The sequence below is a fragment of the Mesorhizobium sp. 43Arga genome, from assembly GCF_053714255.1.
In genome coordinates this window covers 60,861-78,031 of sequence record NZ_JBSKBO010000003.1, presented here as the reverse complement: position 1 = coordinate 78,031, position 17,171 = coordinate 60,861, and the positions used below count along the sequence as shown (strand labels likewise).

At 62.5% G+C, this 17,171-nt stretch carries 15 protein-coding genes; 8 read left to right on the top strand and 7 right to left on the bottom strand.

Going from position 1 to position 17,171, the window contains the following annotated elements; all coding sequences use genetic code 11:
* Nucleotides 1-14 precede the first annotated feature (14 nt).
* The 6 genes from ACWGS8_RS12990 (at nt 15) to ACWGS8_RS12965 (ending at nt 7,330) form a co-directional block, all read left to right on the top strand.
* Entirely contained in the window at nt 15-620 is a 606-nt protein-coding gene (locus ACWGS8_RS12990; RefSeq protein WP_454581338.1) for an ATP-dependent Clp protease proteolytic subunit, read from the top strand.
* Between the two features lie 88 nt (nt 621-708).
* The gene (locus ACWGS8_RS12985; RefSeq protein ID WP_454581337.1) at nt 709-1,002 is read left to right on the top strand and encodes a hypothetical protein; all 294 of its coding nucleotides are present in this window, start codon (nt 709-711) and stop codon (nt 1,000-1,002) included.
* A gap of 703 nt (nt 1,003-1,705) precedes the next feature.
* Nucleotides 1,706-4,627 (top strand): excinuclease ABC subunit UvrA, encoded by a 2,922-nt coding sequence (uvrA, locus tag ACWGS8_RS12980; protein ID WP_454581336.1) that lies wholly within the window; start codon nt 1,706-1,708, stop codon nt 4,625-4,627.
* 34 nt (nt 4,628-4,661) lie between these two features.
* Nucleotides 4,662-5,132 carry a GNAT family N-acetyltransferase gene (locus ACWGS8_RS12975; protein ID WP_454581335.1) on the top strand — a complete coding sequence of 157 codons (471 nt, stop codon included), beginning with the start codon at nt 4,662-4,664 and terminating at the stop codon, nt 5,130-5,132.
* 59 nt (nt 5,133-5,191) lie between these two features.
* Nucleotides 5,192-5,998, top strand: a complete 807-nt coding sequence (locus ACWGS8_RS12970) for a DUF72 domain-containing protein (RefSeq protein ID WP_454581334.1) — start codon at nt 5,192-5,194, stop codon at nt 5,996-5,998.
* Nucleotides 5,999-6,181: 183 nt separating this feature from the next.
* The gene (locus ACWGS8_RS12965) at nt 6,182-7,330 is read left to right on the top strand and encodes a GGDEF domain-containing protein (protein ID WP_454581333.1); all 1,149 of its coding nucleotides are present in this window, start codon (nt 6,182-6,184) and stop codon (nt 7,328-7,330) included.
* 34 nt (nt 7,331-7,364) lie between these two features.
* Here the strand turns inward: ACWGS8_RS12965 and ACWGS8_RS12960 are convergent, their stop codons facing one another.
* The 6 genes from ACWGS8_RS12960 to urtA form a co-directional block, all read right to left on the bottom strand.
* Nucleotides 7,365-7,541: a hypothetical protein gene (locus tag ACWGS8_RS12960; RefSeq protein ID WP_019858306.1), complete on the bottom strand. Its 177-nt coding sequence runs from the start codon at nt 7,539-7,541 to the stop codon at nt 7,365-7,367.
* Between the two features lie 280 nt (nt 7,542-7,821).
* Nucleotides 7,822-8,517 carry an urea ABC transporter ATP-binding subunit UrtE gene (urtE, locus tag ACWGS8_RS12955; RefSeq protein ID WP_454581332.1) on the bottom strand — a complete coding sequence of 232 codons (696 nt, stop codon included), beginning with the start codon at nt 8,515-8,517 and terminating at the stop codon, nt 7,822-7,824.
* A gap of 69 nt (nt 8,518-8,586) precedes the next feature.
* Complete coding sequence (gene urtD, locus ACWGS8_RS12950) at nt 8,587-9,333, bottom strand: urea ABC transporter ATP-binding protein UrtD (RefSeq protein WP_454581331.1); 747 nt, start codon at nt 9,331-9,333, stop codon at nt 8,587-8,589.
* A gap of 5 nt (nt 9,334-9,338) precedes the next feature.
* Entirely contained in the window at nt 9,339-10,574 is a 1,236-nt protein-coding gene (gene urtC, locus ACWGS8_RS12945) for an urea ABC transporter permease subunit UrtC (RefSeq protein WP_454581330.1), read from the bottom strand.
* Nucleotides 10,571-12,187, bottom strand: coding sequence for an urea ABC transporter permease subunit UrtB (urtB, locus tag ACWGS8_RS12940; RefSeq protein ID WP_454581329.1), 1,617 nt, complete (start codon nt 12,185-12,187; stop codon nt 10,571-10,573). Before urtB ends, urtC begins: the two co-directional genes overlap by 4 nt.
* 115 nt (nt 12,188-12,302) lie before the next feature.
* On the bottom strand, nt 12,303-13,613 hold the full coding sequence (gene urtA / locus ACWGS8_RS12935) for an urea ABC transporter substrate-binding protein (protein ID WP_454581328.1): 1,311 nt from the start codon (nt 13,611-13,613) through the stop codon (nt 12,303-12,305).
* A 314-nt stretch (nt 13,614-13,927) separates the two neighbouring features.
* Between urtA and ACWGS8_RS12930 the strand changes: the two genes are divergently transcribed.
* Together ACWGS8_RS12930 and ACWGS8_RS12925 are read left to right on the top strand one after the other, a co-directional pair.
* Nucleotides 13,928-14,335, top strand: coding sequence for a hypothetical protein (locus tag ACWGS8_RS12930; protein ID WP_454581327.1), 408 nt, complete (start codon nt 13,928-13,930; stop codon nt 14,333-14,335).
* Between the two features lie 117 nt (nt 14,336-14,452).
* Entirely contained in the window at nt 14,453-16,366 is a 1,914-nt protein-coding gene (locus ACWGS8_RS12925; RefSeq protein ID WP_454581326.1) for a PhoX family protein, read from the top strand.
* A gap of 60 nt (nt 16,367-16,426) precedes the next feature.
* Here ACWGS8_RS12925 and ACWGS8_RS12920 read toward each other — a convergent pair whose 3' ends face one another.
* Nucleotides 16,427-17,140 carry a purine-nucleoside phosphorylase gene (locus ACWGS8_RS12920; RefSeq protein ID WP_454581325.1) on the bottom strand — a complete coding sequence of 238 codons (714 nt, stop codon included), beginning with the start codon at nt 17,138-17,140 and terminating at the stop codon, nt 16,427-16,429.
* Nucleotides 17,141-17,171: the final 31 nt, after the last annotated feature.

The following is a 17,171-nucleotide window of genomic DNA, read 5'->3' as shown; positions in this document are numbered from 1 at the left end:
ATCGGAGACGAAAAATGAGCGGTATTGCCAGCCTGGTGCCGATGGTGATCGAGCAATCGAGCCGCGGCGAACGCGCCTTCGACATTTTCTCGCGGCTGCTGCGCGAGCGCATCATCTTCATCAATGGCGAGATCAATGACGACGTCTCGGCGCTGGTCTGCGCGCAGCTCCTGTCGTTGGAATCGGACAATCCCGACAAGGAGATCTCGCTCTACATCAACTCGCCGGGCGGCGTGGTGACCAGCGGCTTCGCCATCTACGACACGATGCAATATGTCAGCTGCCCGGTATCGACCGTGTGCATGGGGTTTGCCGCATCGATGGGATCGTTCCTGCTGATGGCGGGCACGCCAGGGCGCCGCATCGCGCTGCCGAACGCCACCATCCTGCTGCATCAGCCGCTGGGCGGCTTCCAGGGCCAGGCTTCCGATATCCAGCGCCATGCCGAACGGATCGGCAAGACCAAACAGCGCATGGCCGAACTCTATGCCCAGCATTGCGGCCGCAGCTATGAAGAGGTCGAACGCACGCTCGACCGCGACCATTTCATGACCGCTCGCGAGGCCCAGGCCTGGGGCATTGTCGACCATGTCTTCGACACGCGCAAAAAGGCGGCGTAAGCCCGAGCCAGATCGAATTCCTGGCGGTTGTGGAAGATTTGACGACACCAGTCTGGTTCCGGAGGCGGCTCGCCCTTATAATCCTAGGATGATCGACACGCATTCGCCCACGCATCGCGTCGCCGCCGCCGCGGTGCTCACTTTCGCCAGCCTTGCGAGCAGCATGGCGCTCGCCGACGACAGTTCGGCGCCGGCGCAGAAAGGCGCCCTGCCCGGCGTCAGCGGCGACTATCGCATCGCCAAGCCGGCTCCCCAGCCGGAACCCGACGATGCGTTCGCCAGCAATGGGAACGGCACGTTCAAGATCGGCGATACCGATGTCAGGATTTCCGGCACCATCACGGTCGATATGGCCACGGGCGGGTTCAAGCCCCCGAGGTGAGCAGCCCTCGACTCGACTGGAGGTTCAGCCATCTCCTTAAACGAATAGCCCCGCCATGCCCTAAGGCAAATGGACGGGGCTTTCTGGATCTGAAATCCATATTTTGCCGGGAGTGTGCTGCCGGCGTTTGATTTCGGATGCTACGCGGCGTCAGCCGACGATCCGACTAGCAGTCTCTGATTTTTGGGGATACGGCAAGTCACGGTTTGTCGGGTGGCGCAAACGCTAAACCCTGGCACTTATGCCTGCCGCGGCTCCAACGAGACGTGGAGCCCTTGGGGACTGTCCGGTGGCGTCATGCTCCGCTCCTGTGTCCGTTGCGACATTGTCGTCGCGAAGCACAAATCGCAAATACCTGCGGCGTCTCGCAGGCGCCTTGGGGCGGCGAGGCCATCGAAAGACGGCCGACTTCGCTGACCTCAGAAGACTGCTCCCGTGAGCCGGCCACGTCAACCTTCAATAGCCGGTTACGGAAAAATGTGATCGCAGGGAGGTTACGTGCAGGTCAGTTTTCTACACAGCTTTGTCAGGAGCGTGTTCGGCCTTTGTTCTTTCTGCTTGCCCCTTTCCGCGAAAGGCGGTTAAACGACTTCTGTCGGGAATTGTGGCGTCTCTCGACGTGGCGGCAAAAACACCTACATAGGGGATGGCCGGGAAAATCCCGCCAATCCCACCAATTCCAGATCTGAGGCGGCGACCGGCGATGGCCGACCATAAATTCCTTTCCATTCGCGGGGCGCGCGAACACAATCTGAAGAATGTCGATCTCGACCTGCCGCGTGACAGCTTGATCGTCATGACTGGCCTGTCCGGTTCCGGCAAATCGTCGCTCGCCTTCGACACCATCTACGCCGAAGGCCAGCGTCGCTATGTCGAGAGCCTGTCGGCTTACGCCAGGCAATTCCTCGAAATGATGCAGAAGCCCGACGTCGACCAGATCGACGGCCTGTCGCCTGCCATCTCGATCGAGCAGAAGACCACATCGAAAAACCCGCGCTCGACGGTCGGCACCGTCACCGAGATTTACGACTATATGCGCCTGCTGTTCGCGCGCGTCGGCGTTCCCTATTCGCCGGCCACCGGCCTGCCGATCGAGAGCCAGACGGTCAGCCAGATGGTCGACCGGGTGCTGGCGCTGGAGGAAGGCACGCGCCTGTTCCTGCTGGCGCCGATCGTGCGTGGCCGCAAGGGCGAGTACCGCAAGGAATTGCTGGAGCTGCAGAAGAAAGGTTTCCAGCGCGTCAAGGTCGACGGTGTCTTCTACGAGATCGCGGATGTTCCGGCGCTGGACAAGAAGTACAAGCACGACATCGACGTCGTCGTCGACCGCATCGTCGTGCGCGGCGATCTGGCCACGCGTCTTGCCGACTCCATCGAGACAGCGCTGAAGCTCGCCGAGGGGCTGGCGGTGGCCGAGTTCGCCGACAGGCCGCTCGATTCCAGCCAGACCGGCGAGGATTCGGTCAACAAGTCGAAGAACGAGACGCATGAGCGCATCCTGTTCTCGGAAAAATTCGCTTGCCCGGTGTCCGGCTTCACCATTCCCGAGATCGAGCCGCGGCTGTTCTCGTTCAACAACCCGTTCGGCGCCTGCCCGACCTGCGACGGTCTCGGCAGCCAGCGCGCCATCGACCCCAATCTCGTCGTGCCAGACGAGAACGTGTCGCTGCGCGACGGCGCCGTCAGCCCATGGGCGAAGTCGACCTCGCCCTACTACGTGCAGACGCTCGAGGCCCTGGGCAAAGCCTACAACTTCAAGCTCGGCGACAAGTTCAAGGATTTGAGCGCCGAAGCGCAGGACGCGATCCTGCGCGGCACCGGCGAGCGCGAAGTCACATTCCAGTATGATGACGGGCTGCGCTCCTACAAGACGACCAAGACCTTCGAAGGCGTCATTCCCAATCTCGAACGGCGCTGGAAGGAAACCGAATCCGCCTGGATGCGCGAGGAGATCGAGCGCTTCATGTCGGCGACGCCCTGCCCGGTCTGCAAAGGCTATCGGCTCAAGCCGGAAGCGCTGGCCGTAAAGATCGGCGGCAAGCACATTGGCGAAGTTACGGAACAGTCGATCCGCAGCGCCGACAAATGGTTCACCGACCTGCCCGCCCAGCTCAACGACAAGCAGAACGAGATCGCGGTCAGAGTGCTGAAGGAAATCCGCGAGCGCCTGCGGTTTCTCAACGATGTCGGGCTCGACTATCTGACGCTGTCGCGCAATTCCGGCACGCTGTCGGGCGGCGAGAGCCAGCGCATCCGGCTGGCGTCGCAGATCGGCTCGGGGCTCACCGGCGTGCTTTACGTACTGGACGAGCCGTCGATCGGCCTGCATCAGCGCGACAACACGCGCCTCCTCGATACGCTCAAGCACCTTCGCGACATCGGCAACACGGTGATCGTCGTCGAGCATGACGAGGACGCCATCCTGCATGCCGACTATGTCGTCGACATGGGTCCGGCCGCCGGCATCCATGGCGGCGAGATCATCGCTCAGGGCACGCCGCAGCAGGTGATGGCCAATCCCAATTCGATCACCGGCAAATACCTGTCGGGCGCGCTCGAAGTCGCCACCCCCGGGGTCCGGCGTGAGGCGAAAAAGAACCGGCGCCTGAAGATCGTCGGCGCGCGTGGCAACAATTTGAAGAACGTCACCGCCGAAATCCCGCTCGGCACTTTCACCGCCGTCACCGGCGTGTCGGGCGGCGGCAAGTCAACCTTCCTCATCGAGACGCTGTTCAAGGCGGCCTCGCGCCGCATCATGGGGTCGCGCGAACATCCAGCCGAGCATGACCGCATCGAGGGCCTCGAATTCCTCGACAAGGTCATCGACATCGACCAGTCTCCCATTGGACGGACCCCGCGTTCGAACCCCGCGACCTACACTGGTGCCTTCACGCCGATCCGTGACTGGTTTGCCGGCCTGCCCGAGGCCAAGGCACGCGGCTACCAGCCGGGCCGCTTCTCGTTTAACGTCAAGGGCGGCCGCTGCGAGGCCTGCCAGGGCGACGGCGTCATCAAGATCGAGATGCACTTTTTGCCCGACGTCTACGTCACCTGCGACGTCTGCCACGGCAAGCGCTATAACCGAGAGACGCTCGACGTCCTGTTCAAGGGCAAGTCGATCGCGGACGTGCTCGACATGACCGTCGAGGAAGGCGTCGACTTCTTCGCCGCCGTGCCCGGCGTGCGCGACAAGCTCGATACGCTGAAGCAAGTCGGCCTCGGCTACATCCATATCGGCCAGCAGGCGACGACGCTGTCCGGCGGCGAAGCCCAGCGCATCAAACTTGCCAAGGAACTGTCGCGCAAGGCAACCGGCAAGACGCTCTACATCCTCGACGAGCCGACCACCGGCCTGCATTTCCACGACGTCGCCAAACTGTTGGAAGTGCTGCACGAACTGGTCGACCAGGGCAACACGGTGGTGGTCATCGAGCACAATCTCGAAGTGATCAAGACCGCAGACTGGGTGCTCGACCTCGGCCCCGAAGGCGGCGACGGCGGCGGCGAACTGGTTGCCCAGGGCACCCCGGAGGCGATCGTGCGCGAGAAGCGCAGCTATACCGGCCAGTTCCTTAAGGAACTGCTGGAGCGGCGCCCCGGAGGCAAGCGCGAAGCGGCGGAGTGATGAACGGACCGGCTGGCGCCTGGAGAGCTTTTGGATGACAATCAGAAGAGCGCTTGCCGGTGATATTCAAACAGTCGTTTCGCTGACGGCTTCCGCCTACGCTCCTTACAACGCCATGCTCGACGCGCCGCCGATCCCGGTGACCGAAGACTACGCGCCACGCATCGCGAACGGCGAGGTCTGGCTGCTGGAGAGTGGCGGCGAAGCTGCAGGAGTGCTCACATTGGAGCGGCATGAGGATCACGCGATGATCTTCTCCGTCGCGGTATCGCCCGCCTTCCAGGGCAAAGGATTCGGTATCGCGTTGTTGAAACACGCAGACGGGCAGACGCGCCAATGGGGCCTGCCGGAAATACGGCTCTACACCAATGCGAAAATGGAGCGGAACATCGCGCTCTATCTCGCTTACGGCTATCGCGAAACGGGTCGCCGGCCCAACCCCTATCGGCCAGGGTGGGTGCTGGTCGACATGGCAAAACCGGTCGACGAGACGACGACGGCCTGATTTTCTGAACGCGGCCAGACTTCTGAATCTGGCCAGACGCTGCACTCGGGAGGACGACAATGAGCAAATCGGGAACAATCCGCTCCGGCATGGGCGGCTGGACCTTCGAGCCCTGGGATACGTCCTTCTATCCGGACAAATTGTCGAAGGCCAAGCAACTGCAATATGCCAGCCGGCAGGTGCCGAGCATCGAGGTCAACGGCACCTACTATTCCAGCTTCAAGGAGCCGACCTTCGTCAAATGGGCAAGCGAGGCGCCGGACGGGTTTGTCTATTCGCTCAAGGGCAACCGCTTCGTCACCAACCGCCGCGTGCTGGGCGAGGCCGGCGAATCCATCATGCGCTTCCTCGGCTCCGGCGTTGCCGCGCTCGGCGACAAGCTCGGCCCGATCCTGTGGCAGTTCGCGCCGACGAAAAAGTTCGATCCGGACGATTTCGAGGCCTTTTTGAAACTGCTGCCGGAGAAACAGGATGGTGTCGCGCTACGCCATGCGCTGGAAGTCCGCAACGACAGTTTCATCGTGCCGGAATTCGCGGCACTTGCCCGCAAATACAAGGCGGCGATCGTCTATGCCGACCACGCCAAATATCCTGATATCGCCGACGTCACCGGTGACTTCGTCTACGCACGGCTGCAGGCCGGCTCGGACGACAACCCCGATTGCTACACGCCGAAGGGTCTCGATGAATGGGCGGCGCGGGCAAAGACCTGGGCGGAAGGCAAACAGCCTGCCGATTTGCGGCGCGCCGATCCCGCCACCGACGCGCCGATGCGGCCGCGCGACGTGTTCGTCTACTTCATCACCGAGGGCAAGGTGCGCGCACCGTTCGGTGCGATGGCGCTGATGAAGCGGGTAGCCGACTGACAAGCATCCGTTGTTGTTCGGCTACATGCTATAGGCGCATCAACTATGCGTTTTGCGCGTAGCAAAGCGTCTATTCCCGGGCATCTTTGCCACGATCGTAACCTTATCGACACTTCCTTGCTGCATGAATGCGGCGACGCCAAGCCGCACAGCTGGAGCCGTCGCCGGCAGGGAAAGAGGGGCATGTCGCTCGACTACACTTCACTTCTGCTGGCTGTCGGTTTCTCCGCCGCTTGCCTGAGCCTGACATTGTTCGGCATGTGGCTGACCGCCCGCACGGAACGGTTCCTGCTGACATGGGCGATTAGCCTGGTGTTCGTGGTCGGCGATATCTTTGTCTATGACGCCTATATCGACATGCCCGGGCGCTTGCTCGGCATCGCCACCCTTGCCCTGTTGCTGCTCGGTTTCTCGACCATGCTGGGTGCGGCCTTCCAGTTCAGAACCGGCGGCTCGCCGCTGCCGCTGGCACTGTTGGGCTGTGTGTCACTGGCGGTGACGCTGCCACCCATGGCTGTGGGCTATGATGGCCTCGGCTTCATGTTCGAGAACCTGTTCGCTGCCTTGCTCCTGTTCGCGACGGCATTCGAATACTGGCGGGGCCGCGACGAAGCCCCTGCCCTGACGATCGGCATCACGACGCTCTACTCGGCGACCGCCGTTTCCTTCATGCTGTGCGCGGCGGTCCTGGCATGGGACGGCAAGCTGGTTCTCGGCCATGCACCAAGCAACTGGGCCGAGGAACTGAGCCTCATTGTCGTCATCGCCAGCATGACGGGTATTGGCGCCCTGTCGCTTGCGCTAAACCAGGGGCGTCTGGCGAGACATCACCGCCGCAATGCTCTCACCGACCCCTTGACCGGCCTGCTCAACCGGCGCGCACTGTTCGACATGCATGGCCATGTTCCGGTCGGCGCCTTTACCGCTGTGGTCGTCTTCGACCTCGACAATTTCAAAGCCATCAACGACGAGTTCGGCCACGCGGCCGGCGACGAGGTGCTGAAGGTGTTTGCAAGGGAACTTGCCGGCAATCTTCGCCAGACCGACATCGCCGCGCGCATGGGCGGCGAGGAATTCGCACTGGTCCTGAAGCGCACGCTGCCAGAAACGGTCGAGGACGCGGCAGAGCGCATCCGGACCGCCTTCGCGACACGCCTGATTGAGACCGAAACCGGCTCGCTGAGGTGCACGGTCAGCGCGGGGTTTGCGTTTGGCAGCAAAGAGGGGCTCAGCTTCGACAAAGTGCTCAGCGCCGCCGACAAGGCGCTCTATGACGCCAAGCGCGGCGGCCGCAACCGCGTCACCGCTTCTCCCTTCCGTCGCGCGAGCTGAGCGTCGCGGGAATCCATTCAGGCACGACGCCGCTTTAGGCCGCCATCACGATTTCATTGAAAGTATCGAGGTCGACATAGAAGACCTTGGTGATCTCCTCGATCAGGTCGTCATATTCGCAGCCCTGCGACCTCAGAATATTGATGGCGGCGATGATGTCGACCCGTTCGGTAAGCCGCCGCTTCTGGTAGTCCTCGACGAAACGTTCCATGGCTGTCCCTTAGCCTGTGTGCCCAAACGCGTTTGAACGACAGAGATCGCAGGAGGGAAGCTAGGAAGCCTTGCTTGCGTGGAACTTGCCCGGCCCTCGCCGCGCCCTCGATCTGCGATAACCAGACTGATACGGAAGCGGCCGACTCACAGAAGCCAACGAAAGACTAGCATGCTGCCTCTGGCGCGCCAGAGATGCAGATCGCTGGATGGAAGAAATATTGGACTTGCCAGGAACTTGGGCAGGGACTTGGATTGTCAGCCGAAGTCCAGCACCGATTCTAGACGGTAAGGAACTTGCGGACGTCAGCCCGGTCTAGATCTTCCGCCGGGCCAGTATGGACGATCTGGCCCCGGTCCATGATGTTGACCTCGTCGGCGAGCTCGCGGCAGAAGTCGAGATATTGTTCGACCAGCAGCACCGCGATACCAGCCTGGTCGCGCAAATAGCGGATGGCCCGGCCGATATCCTTGATGATCGACGGCTGGATGCCTTCGGTGGGTTCATCCAGCACCAGCAGCTTCGGCCGCATCACCAGCGCCCTGCCGATGGCGAGTTGCTGCTGCTGACCGCCCGAAAGGTCGCCGCCACGGCGGCCAAGCATCTGCTTCAGCACCGGAAACAGCTCGAAGACGTGCGCCGGCACGTTGCGGTCGGCACGCCTCAAAGGCGCAAAACCGGATTCAAGGTTTTCGTGCACCGTGAGCAGGGGAAAGATCTCCCTGCCCTGCGGTACGAATGCGATGCCCGACCGGGCGCGGTCATACGCCGCGCTCCGGTCGAGCGCCTTCCCCTCGAAGGCAACGCTTCCGCTCGTCAGCCGGTGGTGGCCGACGATCGATCTCATCAAACTGGTCTTGCCGACGCCGTTGCGGCCGAGCACGCAAGTGATCTTGCCGGCGCCCGCCTTCAGCGAAACGCCGCGTAGCGCCTGGGCGGCGCCGTAATGGAGCGTGGCGTTGGAAACTTCGAGCATGTCAGCGCCTTCTCCAGAACCGGAGAAACGACAGATCGAAGCGATGGAATTGTACCCGCCAGACCATGCTCATCTCCCCAGATAGACTTCGACGACACGTTCGTCGGCCGAGACGAAATCGAGCGTGCCTTCCGACAGCACCGAGCCTTCGTGCAGGCAGGTGACCTTGACGCCGAGTTCGCGCACGAAATGCATGTCGTGCTCGACGACGATGACCGAATGGTCGCGCGCAATGTCCTTGAGCAGCCGCGCGGTCTCCTCGGTTTCCGCGTCGGTCATGCCCGCGACCGGCTCGTCGACCAAAAGCAATTTCGGGTCCTGCGCGAGCAGCATGCCGATCTCCAGCCACTGTTTCTGGCCGTGGCTGAGATTGGCGGCCAGTTCGTGACGCTTGTCGCCCAGCCGGATGATGCCGAGAATGTTGTCGATCTGCCGCGCCTCGGCGGCCGAGCGGCGGTGGAACAGCGCCGGGAAGATCGAACGCGGCCCCTTCAGCGCCAGCATCAGATTGTCCTCGATCGTGTGGCTTTCGAAAACCGTCGGTTTCTGGAATTTGCGGCCGATTCCCATCATGGCGATCTCGGCCTCGTCATGCCTGGTGAGATCCACCTGGCCGTCGAAGAACACTTCGCCCTCGTCAGGCCGCGTCTTGCCGGTGACGATGTCCATCATCGTCGTCTTGCCGGCGCCGTTGGGGCCGATGATGGCGCGCATCTCGCCCTTGTCGAGCACCAGCGACAGATTGTTGATGGCGCGAAAACCATCGAAGGAGACGCAGACGCCGTCGAGATAGAGGATGGTGTTCGACTTGCTCATGGTCCTTACTCCGCCGCCTGCGGTTCAGGTTCGGACCAGGACCATTCGCCCGGATTTCTCGCCGGCGAGCGAGCGGGCTTCGAAGTCGCGGACGCCACTGCAACCCTGGTGCCGGCCTCTTCAGCGACGGAGGCCGCGCGCAACGCCCTCGCATTGCCGCGCCAGCTGTCCCACATGCCGATGATGCCCTTCGGCAACAGCAAGGTGACGGCGACGAACAGGCCGCCGAGCGCGAACAGCCACAATTCCGGCAGCACGCCGGTGAACCAGGATTTGCCGGCATTGACCAGCAGCGCGCCGATGATCGGCCCAACGATGGTGCCGCGCCCGCCGACGGCGGCCCAGATCACCACCTCGATGGAATTGGACGGTTCGAACTCGCCGGGATTGATGATGCCGACCTGCGGCACATAGAGCGCGCCGGCAATGCCGGCCATGACGGCCGAGACGGTGAAGGCGAACAGTTTCACATTCTCCGCCCGCCAGCCAAGGAAGCGCGTGCGGCTTTCGGCGTCGCGCACCGCCATCAAGAGCTTGCCGTATTTGGAGCCGACGATCGCCCAGGTGATGAACACGGCGAGCGCCAGCATCACCGCGCTGGCGGCGAACAGCGCCGAACGCGTTGCGTCGGCCTGCACGTTGAAGCCCAGAATATCCTTGAAATCGGTCAGGCCGTTATTGCCGCCGAAACCCATATCGTTGCGGAAGAAGGCGAGCAGCAGCGCATAGGTCATCGCCTGGGTGATGATGGAGAGATAGACGCCGGTGACGCGGCTGCGGAAGGCGAACCAGCCAAAGACGAAGGCAAGCAGGCCGGGCACCGCCAGCACCATGATCGCCGCGAACCAGAAATGGTTGAAGCCATACCAGAACCAGGGCAATTCCTTGTAGTTCAGGAAGACCATGAAATCGGGCAGGATCGGGTTGCCATAGACACCGCGCGAGCCGATCTGGCGCATGAGATACATGCCCATCGCATAGCCGCCGAGCGCGAAGAAGGCGCCGTGGCCGAGCGAGAGGATGCCGCAATAGCCCCAGACCAGGTCGAGCGCGAGCGCCAGCAGCGCATAACAGAGATATTTGCCGGTCAGCGCCACGATATAGGCCGGGACATAGAAAGCGCTGGTCGGCGACACCGCCAGATTGAGCAGCGGCACGACAATGGCCGCAGCCAGCAGGATGAAGATGGTGATGGCGATGCGGCGGTCCGCGCCGGCGGCAAAGAAGCGTCCCGTGATCATGCTTCCACCGCCCTGCCCTTGAGCGCGAACAGGCCGCGCGGGCGCTTCTGGATGAACAGGATGATCAGCACCAGCACGACGATCTTGCCAAGCACCGCTCCAGCGTAAGGCTCTAGGAACTTGTTGACGATGCCCAGCGAAAAGGCGCCGACCAGCGTACCCCAGAGATTGCCGACGCCGCCGAAGACAACGACCATGAAACTGTCGATGATGTAGCCGCGGCCGAGATTGGGCGAGACATTGTCGATCTGGCTGAGCGCGACGCCGGCAATGCCGGCAATGCCGGATCCGAGCGCGAAGGTCAGCGCGTCGACCCATGGCGTCCTGATACCCATGGAGGCGGCCATGCGGCGGTTGGCGGTAACGGCGCGCATCTGCAGCCCCCAGGGCGTCCGCTTCATCACATAGAGCAGCACGCCCAAGACGGTGAGCGCGAAGACCAGGATCCACAGCCGGTTCCAGGTGATGGCCAGCTGGCCGATATCGAACGAACCCGACATCCAGGAAGGGTTGCCGACCTCCTGGTTGGTCGGCCCGAAGATCGAGCGCACCGCCTGCTGCAGGATCAGCGACACACCCCAGGTCGCCAGCAGCGTCTCCAGCGGCCGTCCGTAGAGGAAGCGGATGACGCCGCGTTCGATGGCGAGGCCGACGATTGCGGCGACCAGAAAGGCGAGCGGCAGCGCGATCACCAGCGACCAGTCGAACAGGCTGGGAAAGGATGTGCGGATCACCTGCTGGACGACGAAGGTGGTGTAGGCGCCGAGCATCACCATCTCGCCATGCGCCATGTTGATGACGCCCATGACGCCGAAGGTGATGGCGAGCCCGATCGCCGCGAGCAGTAGCACCGAGCCCAGCGAAATGCCGTACCAGATGTTCTGCCCGGCATCCCAAAGCGCCAATGTCGAATTGATGTTGGCGATCGCGGCTGTCGCGGCTTCCTTCACCGCTCCCGAGGCGTTGGCCTCGACCGAGGTGAGCAGCGAAACCGCGTTACGGTCGCCGCGCGCGCCGATCAGCGCGACCGCCGCCAGCTTGTCGGCTTCTGGGCGGTCCGAGACGAGAACCGAGGCGGCGCGGGCCTGCTCCAGCAGAGCCTTGACGCTGGCAACCGTCTCCGTGGCGATCGCCGCGTCGAGCGGTTCGATATTGGCCGCGTCGGGTGTCTTGAACATGGTGTCGGCGGCAGCGATACGTACAGTCGGGTCCTTGGCGCCAAGCGTCAGCGTGCCCAGCGCGTCGCGGATGACGCGGCGCAGCGTGTTGTTGACCTTGATCTTGGTGACGCCGTCCTTGGCCGCCTCGCCGGATGCTTCGCTGCTCAGCGGATCGAAAAGCTGGACGCTTTCGCCGGCTTCCTTGCCGACGAAGACCACGGAATCGGCCTTGCGGACATAGAGGTTGCCGTCGGCGAGCGCGGCAAGCGGCCGCTCGACGGCCGGATCGCCGGCGGCCGCCAGTTCATGGACGACAATTCCGATCTCCGAAAAGCCCTTGGCCGTCGCGAATTTGGCGATGATGGCGCGCAGGTCGGCTTCCGCCGCGCCCGACGACGACAGCGTCGCCGCCAGGAACAGCAGCATCAGGCCAATCGTGCGGAGCAGACTCATCGGCTTCAGGCGACCCTTGGAGGTTGAATTGGGCGTCCGGACGGTGGAGGAAACCGTCCGGACGCCCGCGGTCTGACTAGGTCAGCCCGGGTCTGACTAGTCAGCCCGGGGAGGATCAGTTCGTTCCCTTGCCGCCGCACTTGCCTGTGGCAACATTGAAGTTGCCGCACGACAGAGGCTTGCGCCAATCGGAGATCAGGTCCTTGGAGTCCGGCAGGTAGTCGGACCATTCGTCGCCCATCACCAGGCCCGGCGTGCGCGAAACGGTCTCGAACTGGCCGTCTGCCTGGATTTCACCGATCAGCACCGGCTTGGTGATGTGGTGGTTGGGCATCATCGTCGAATAGCCGCCGGTCAGGTTCGGTACCGAGACACCGACCATGGCATCGATGACCTTGTCGGGATCGGTGGTGCCGGCCTTTTCGACCGCCTTCACCCACATGTTGAAGCCGATATAATGGGCTTCCATCGGGTCGTTGGTGGTGCGCTTGTCGTTCTTGATGAACTTGTGCCAGTCGGCGATGAACTTCTTGTTCTCGGGCGTGTCGACGCTCTCAAAGTAGTTCCAGGCGGCGAGATGGCCGACCAGCGGCGCGGTGTCGAGACCGGCCAGCTCTTCCTCGCCGACCGAGAAGGCCATGACCGGGATGTCCTCGGCCTTGATGCCCTGGTTGCCGAGTTCCTTGTAGAACGGCACGTTGGCGTCGCCGTTGACGGTCGAGACGACGGCGGTCTTCTTGCCGGCCGAGCCGAACTTCTTGATCGCCGAGACTTCGGTCTGCCAGTCGGAGAAGCCGAACGGCGTGTAGTTGACCATGATGTCTTCGGCCGCGACGCCCTTCGCCTTCAGATAGGCTTCCAGGATCTTGTTGGTGGTGCGCGGATAGACGTAGTCGGTGCCTTCCAGCACCCAGCGCTTCACCGAGCCGCCATCCTCGCTCATCAGATAGTCGACCGCTGGAATGGCCTGCTGGTTCGGCGCGGCACCCGTGTAGAACACGTTGCGCTCGCTTTCCTCGCCCTCATACTGGACGGGATAGAACAGGATGTTGTCGAGTTCGGAGAACACCGGCAGCACCGACTTGCGCGACACCGAGGTCCAGCAGCCGAACACCGCCGCGACCTTATCCTTCGAAATCAGCTCGCGCGCCTTTTCGGCGAACAGCGGCCAGTTGGAAGCCGGATCGACGACGACGGCTTCGAGTTTTTTGCCGAGCAGGCCGCCCTTGGCGTTCTGCTCATCGATAAGCATCAGCATGGCGTCCTTCAGCGTCGTTTCCGAAATCGCCATGGTCCCCGACAGCGAATGGAGAATGCCGACCTTGATCGTATCGTCAGCCGCCCTGGCGGGCGCCGACATCAACAGGCCGGCGGCAACCACGCTCGCCGAAAACATTTTTGTTATTGTCGAGAAATTACTCCTCATACCGGAAGACTCCCAAGCTGGTTGATTGCACCGCAACAATACAATGCAACCCCCATGCCAACCGCTGCCCGGATGCTGAAAATCGGCAAATAATCAAACATTATCAGATGATTAGTATATTAGATTGAACAAGAAAAGGAGAGCCGGTTAAAAATTGGTTGAGGGAAATTTGCGCAGCGCACACTGCGTCTGCCTAAATTTTGCCCAATATCATCAAATGCCTAGATTTTGGCCTCACCACGCGAGGCGGGGATGACAAATGTTGCGGCACAGCGCAAAAATAGGGCAAGCTCGTTGCTCAACCGGGCGACGTCATGGCATCCCTGATTTCACACATTTTTATCGGCACAGTGTTTCTGGTGGTGGCGACCGGCGCCGCACGCGCCGACTTCAGCGATGGCAAGATGCCTGACGGCACCTATCACTGCGAAGTCTACCTGCTCGGCATGTTCCTCGACCTCGGCGACATCACCATCAAGGGAAACGTTTACACAGGCCCGATAACCTTCGGAACCGCCCAGCAGGCCTATAACTATCAGATGGACGCAAATGGCGTGATCTCCTGGCTGGGACCGCTCGGCGGTTACACCGCCGGCGGCAATTCGCTGTCGATGACCCAGGCAACGCTGGACGGCCAGAACGCGCCTTCCTTCGACATCATCATGAAGCAGCCCGACGGCGCGTTCACCGCCTCGACCTGCACAAGGGGAAGCAATCCGTAGGGACCGGCGCGGCCGTACGTCCCGCAAGCCGTGTCCGCCCTCTCATGTCATCTGGATGTTGCCGAAGCTGGATAGGCAGCGGTGCGCCGTCACCCATCCACATCGAGAGGCAGACACATGGCCAATTTCCCGTCTTCATCCTCCCCTGTCATTCGCGAAATCATCGCCGAGCGCGTCTCGCGCCGGTCCCTTCTGAAAGGCAGCCTGGCATCCGGCGCCCTGATCGCCGGCGGCAGCTTTGTCGGCTCGTTGTTTGCCGGCGAAACACATGCGGCCGCGGCGCTTTCCACCCTCGGCTTTTCCGAACTGAAGCGCGTCTACGACAAGACCCACGCCGCCGCCGAAGGCTATGAGACAACGATCGTCGCCCGCTGGGGCGATCCGCTTGTCGCCGGCCTGGGGGATTTCGACGGCAACAAGATCGCCGCCGACGAGCAGGACAAGCGCTTCGGCTACAATTGCGACTACATCGCCTTCCTGCCGCTGCCCAAGGGTTCGGTGAACTCCGACCACGGCCTGCTTTGCGTCAACAACGAATATATCTCGCCCAATGTGATGTTCCCCAGCATGACCGAAGACGGCGCCGGCAAGGCGATGAGCAAGGAACAGGTCGATCTCGGCCTGACGGCGATGGGCCACTCGATCGTCGAAATCATGCTTAAGGACGGCAAGTGGCAAACCGTCGAGGACAGCCCGCTCAACCGCCGCATCACCGCGAACACCGAGATGACCGTTTCCGGACCGGTGGCCGGCCATGCCTTGATGAAGACCACAGCCGATGCGACCGGCACGAAAGTGCTCGGCACCAGTTACAATTGCAGCGGCGGCTTCACTCCCTGGGGCACCGTGCTGACCTGCGAGGAAGGCGTTTCCGACCTGTTCGGCGGCGACCCGAAAAAGGCGCCGACCGCTGACATTCTCGACCGCTACGGCTTCGATGGCTCCGACATCTACGGTCGTGGCCGCTTCCATGACCGCTTCAACATCGACAAGGAGCCAAACGAGCCGAACCGCTTCGACTGGGTGGTCGAGATCGACCCTTATGATCCCAGGTCGAAGCCGGTGAAACGCACGGCCCTTGGCCGCATGTCGCACGAGGCCTCCACGGTCGTCCTTAACAAGGATGGCCGCATCGTCGTCTATATGGGCGACGACGACTATTTCGAATACATGTACCGCTACGTCTCGAACAAGGCCTACGACAAGGCGAATCCGGCTTCCGGCAACGGCCTTCTCGATGATGGCGTGCTCTCGGTCGCCCGTTACGACGCCGACGGCTCCATGACATGGCTGCCGCTGGTCCACGGCCAGGGCAAGCTCACGGCGGAGAACGGTTTTGCCGACCAAGCCGAGGTGCTGTTGAAGACGCGCCTTGCCGCCGACGCGCTTGGCGCGACCCCGATGGACCGGCCGGAGGACATCGAGACCAATCCGGTCACCGGCCGTGTCTACGCTGTCATGACCAAGAACAAGAAGCGCGACGAATCCAAGGTCAACCCAGCCAATACGCGACCCGAAAACCTCTGGGGCCACATTATCGAGCTGATCCCGCCTGGCGGCCGCAGCATCGAGGCCGACCACACCGCCGATAAATACGCCTGGGACCTGTTCGTCCTCTGCGGCAATCCCAAGGACGCCAAGGTCGGCGCCATCTTCCATCCCGAGACGTCGGACAATGGCTGGTTCGTCTGCCCCGACAACATCACCTTCGACCCGGCCGGCCGGCTGTGGGTGGCGACCGACGGCGCCAATGATTTCGACCTGCCGGACGGCGTCTATGGCGTCGACACGGAAGGCCCGGCGCGCGGCCTGCCAAAGCTGCTCTTCACCTGCCCGCATGGCGCGGAAGCGACCGGCCCTTGCTTCACGCCGGATGGCACGACGCTGTTCCTTTCGGTCCAGCATCCGTCCGAGGATGCCGAAACGCTCGACAAGGCACAGTCGCTGTGGCCCGATTTCAAGAACGGCCAGCCGCCGCGGCCATCGGTGGTCGCCATTCGCCGCAAGGACGGCCAGCCGGTTGGGGCCTGAGACCGCCAGGCTCAAAAAGAGGCGCGGAACCCGGGCGGTCCCGCGCCGGCGGGAGACGGCCTAGCGCCCCTCCGTGGCGATTTCGAGCGCCAGCCGGCTCATATCGGTGAAAAGCGCCTGGCGTTCGGAATAGTCGGCCTGTTCGCCAGTAACCAGATTGTCGACGACGGTCAGCAGCGATAACGCCCTCGCCCCGAAATGCGCCGCGATACGGTAGAGCGCGCTGGTCTCCATGTCCACGGCCAGCGCTCCGAGCGCCCTTGCCTCGGCATAACGGGTGCGCGCTGCGGGATGGTAGAATATGTCGGTGCAGACTGTCAGACCGGCGTGGTGGTCGATGCCGAGTTCGGCTGCTCTGGCCAATGCGCGGGCGAGTAACGCCGGATCCGGGCCGGCATCGGCGTCGTAAAGGCCAAAGACCTGGCCGTTCTCGGCGTTTTCCGGCCGTGCCGATTGCGAGATCACCAGGCTGCGCAGCTTGGCCTCGGCGCTCAGGCCGCCGCAGGTCCCGGTGCGGATCAATGTTCGGACGCCATAGTAGTCAAGCAATTCATGGGCATAGATCAGGAACGACGAAACCCCGATACCCGTCGCCTGAATGCTGACGGGCTGGCCGCGATAAAGGCCGGTAAAGCCGAGAGCACCCCGCCGGCGATTGACGCAGCGTGGCACTTCCAGAAATGTCTTCGCCATCCATTCGGCGCGCTGCGGGTCGCCAGGCAACAGCACCGTTTCGGCGTAATCGCCCTTGCCTGCCTCTATGTGTGTCGTCAATCGCCGCTCCCCCAAGCCCGCCTTGCCTCTC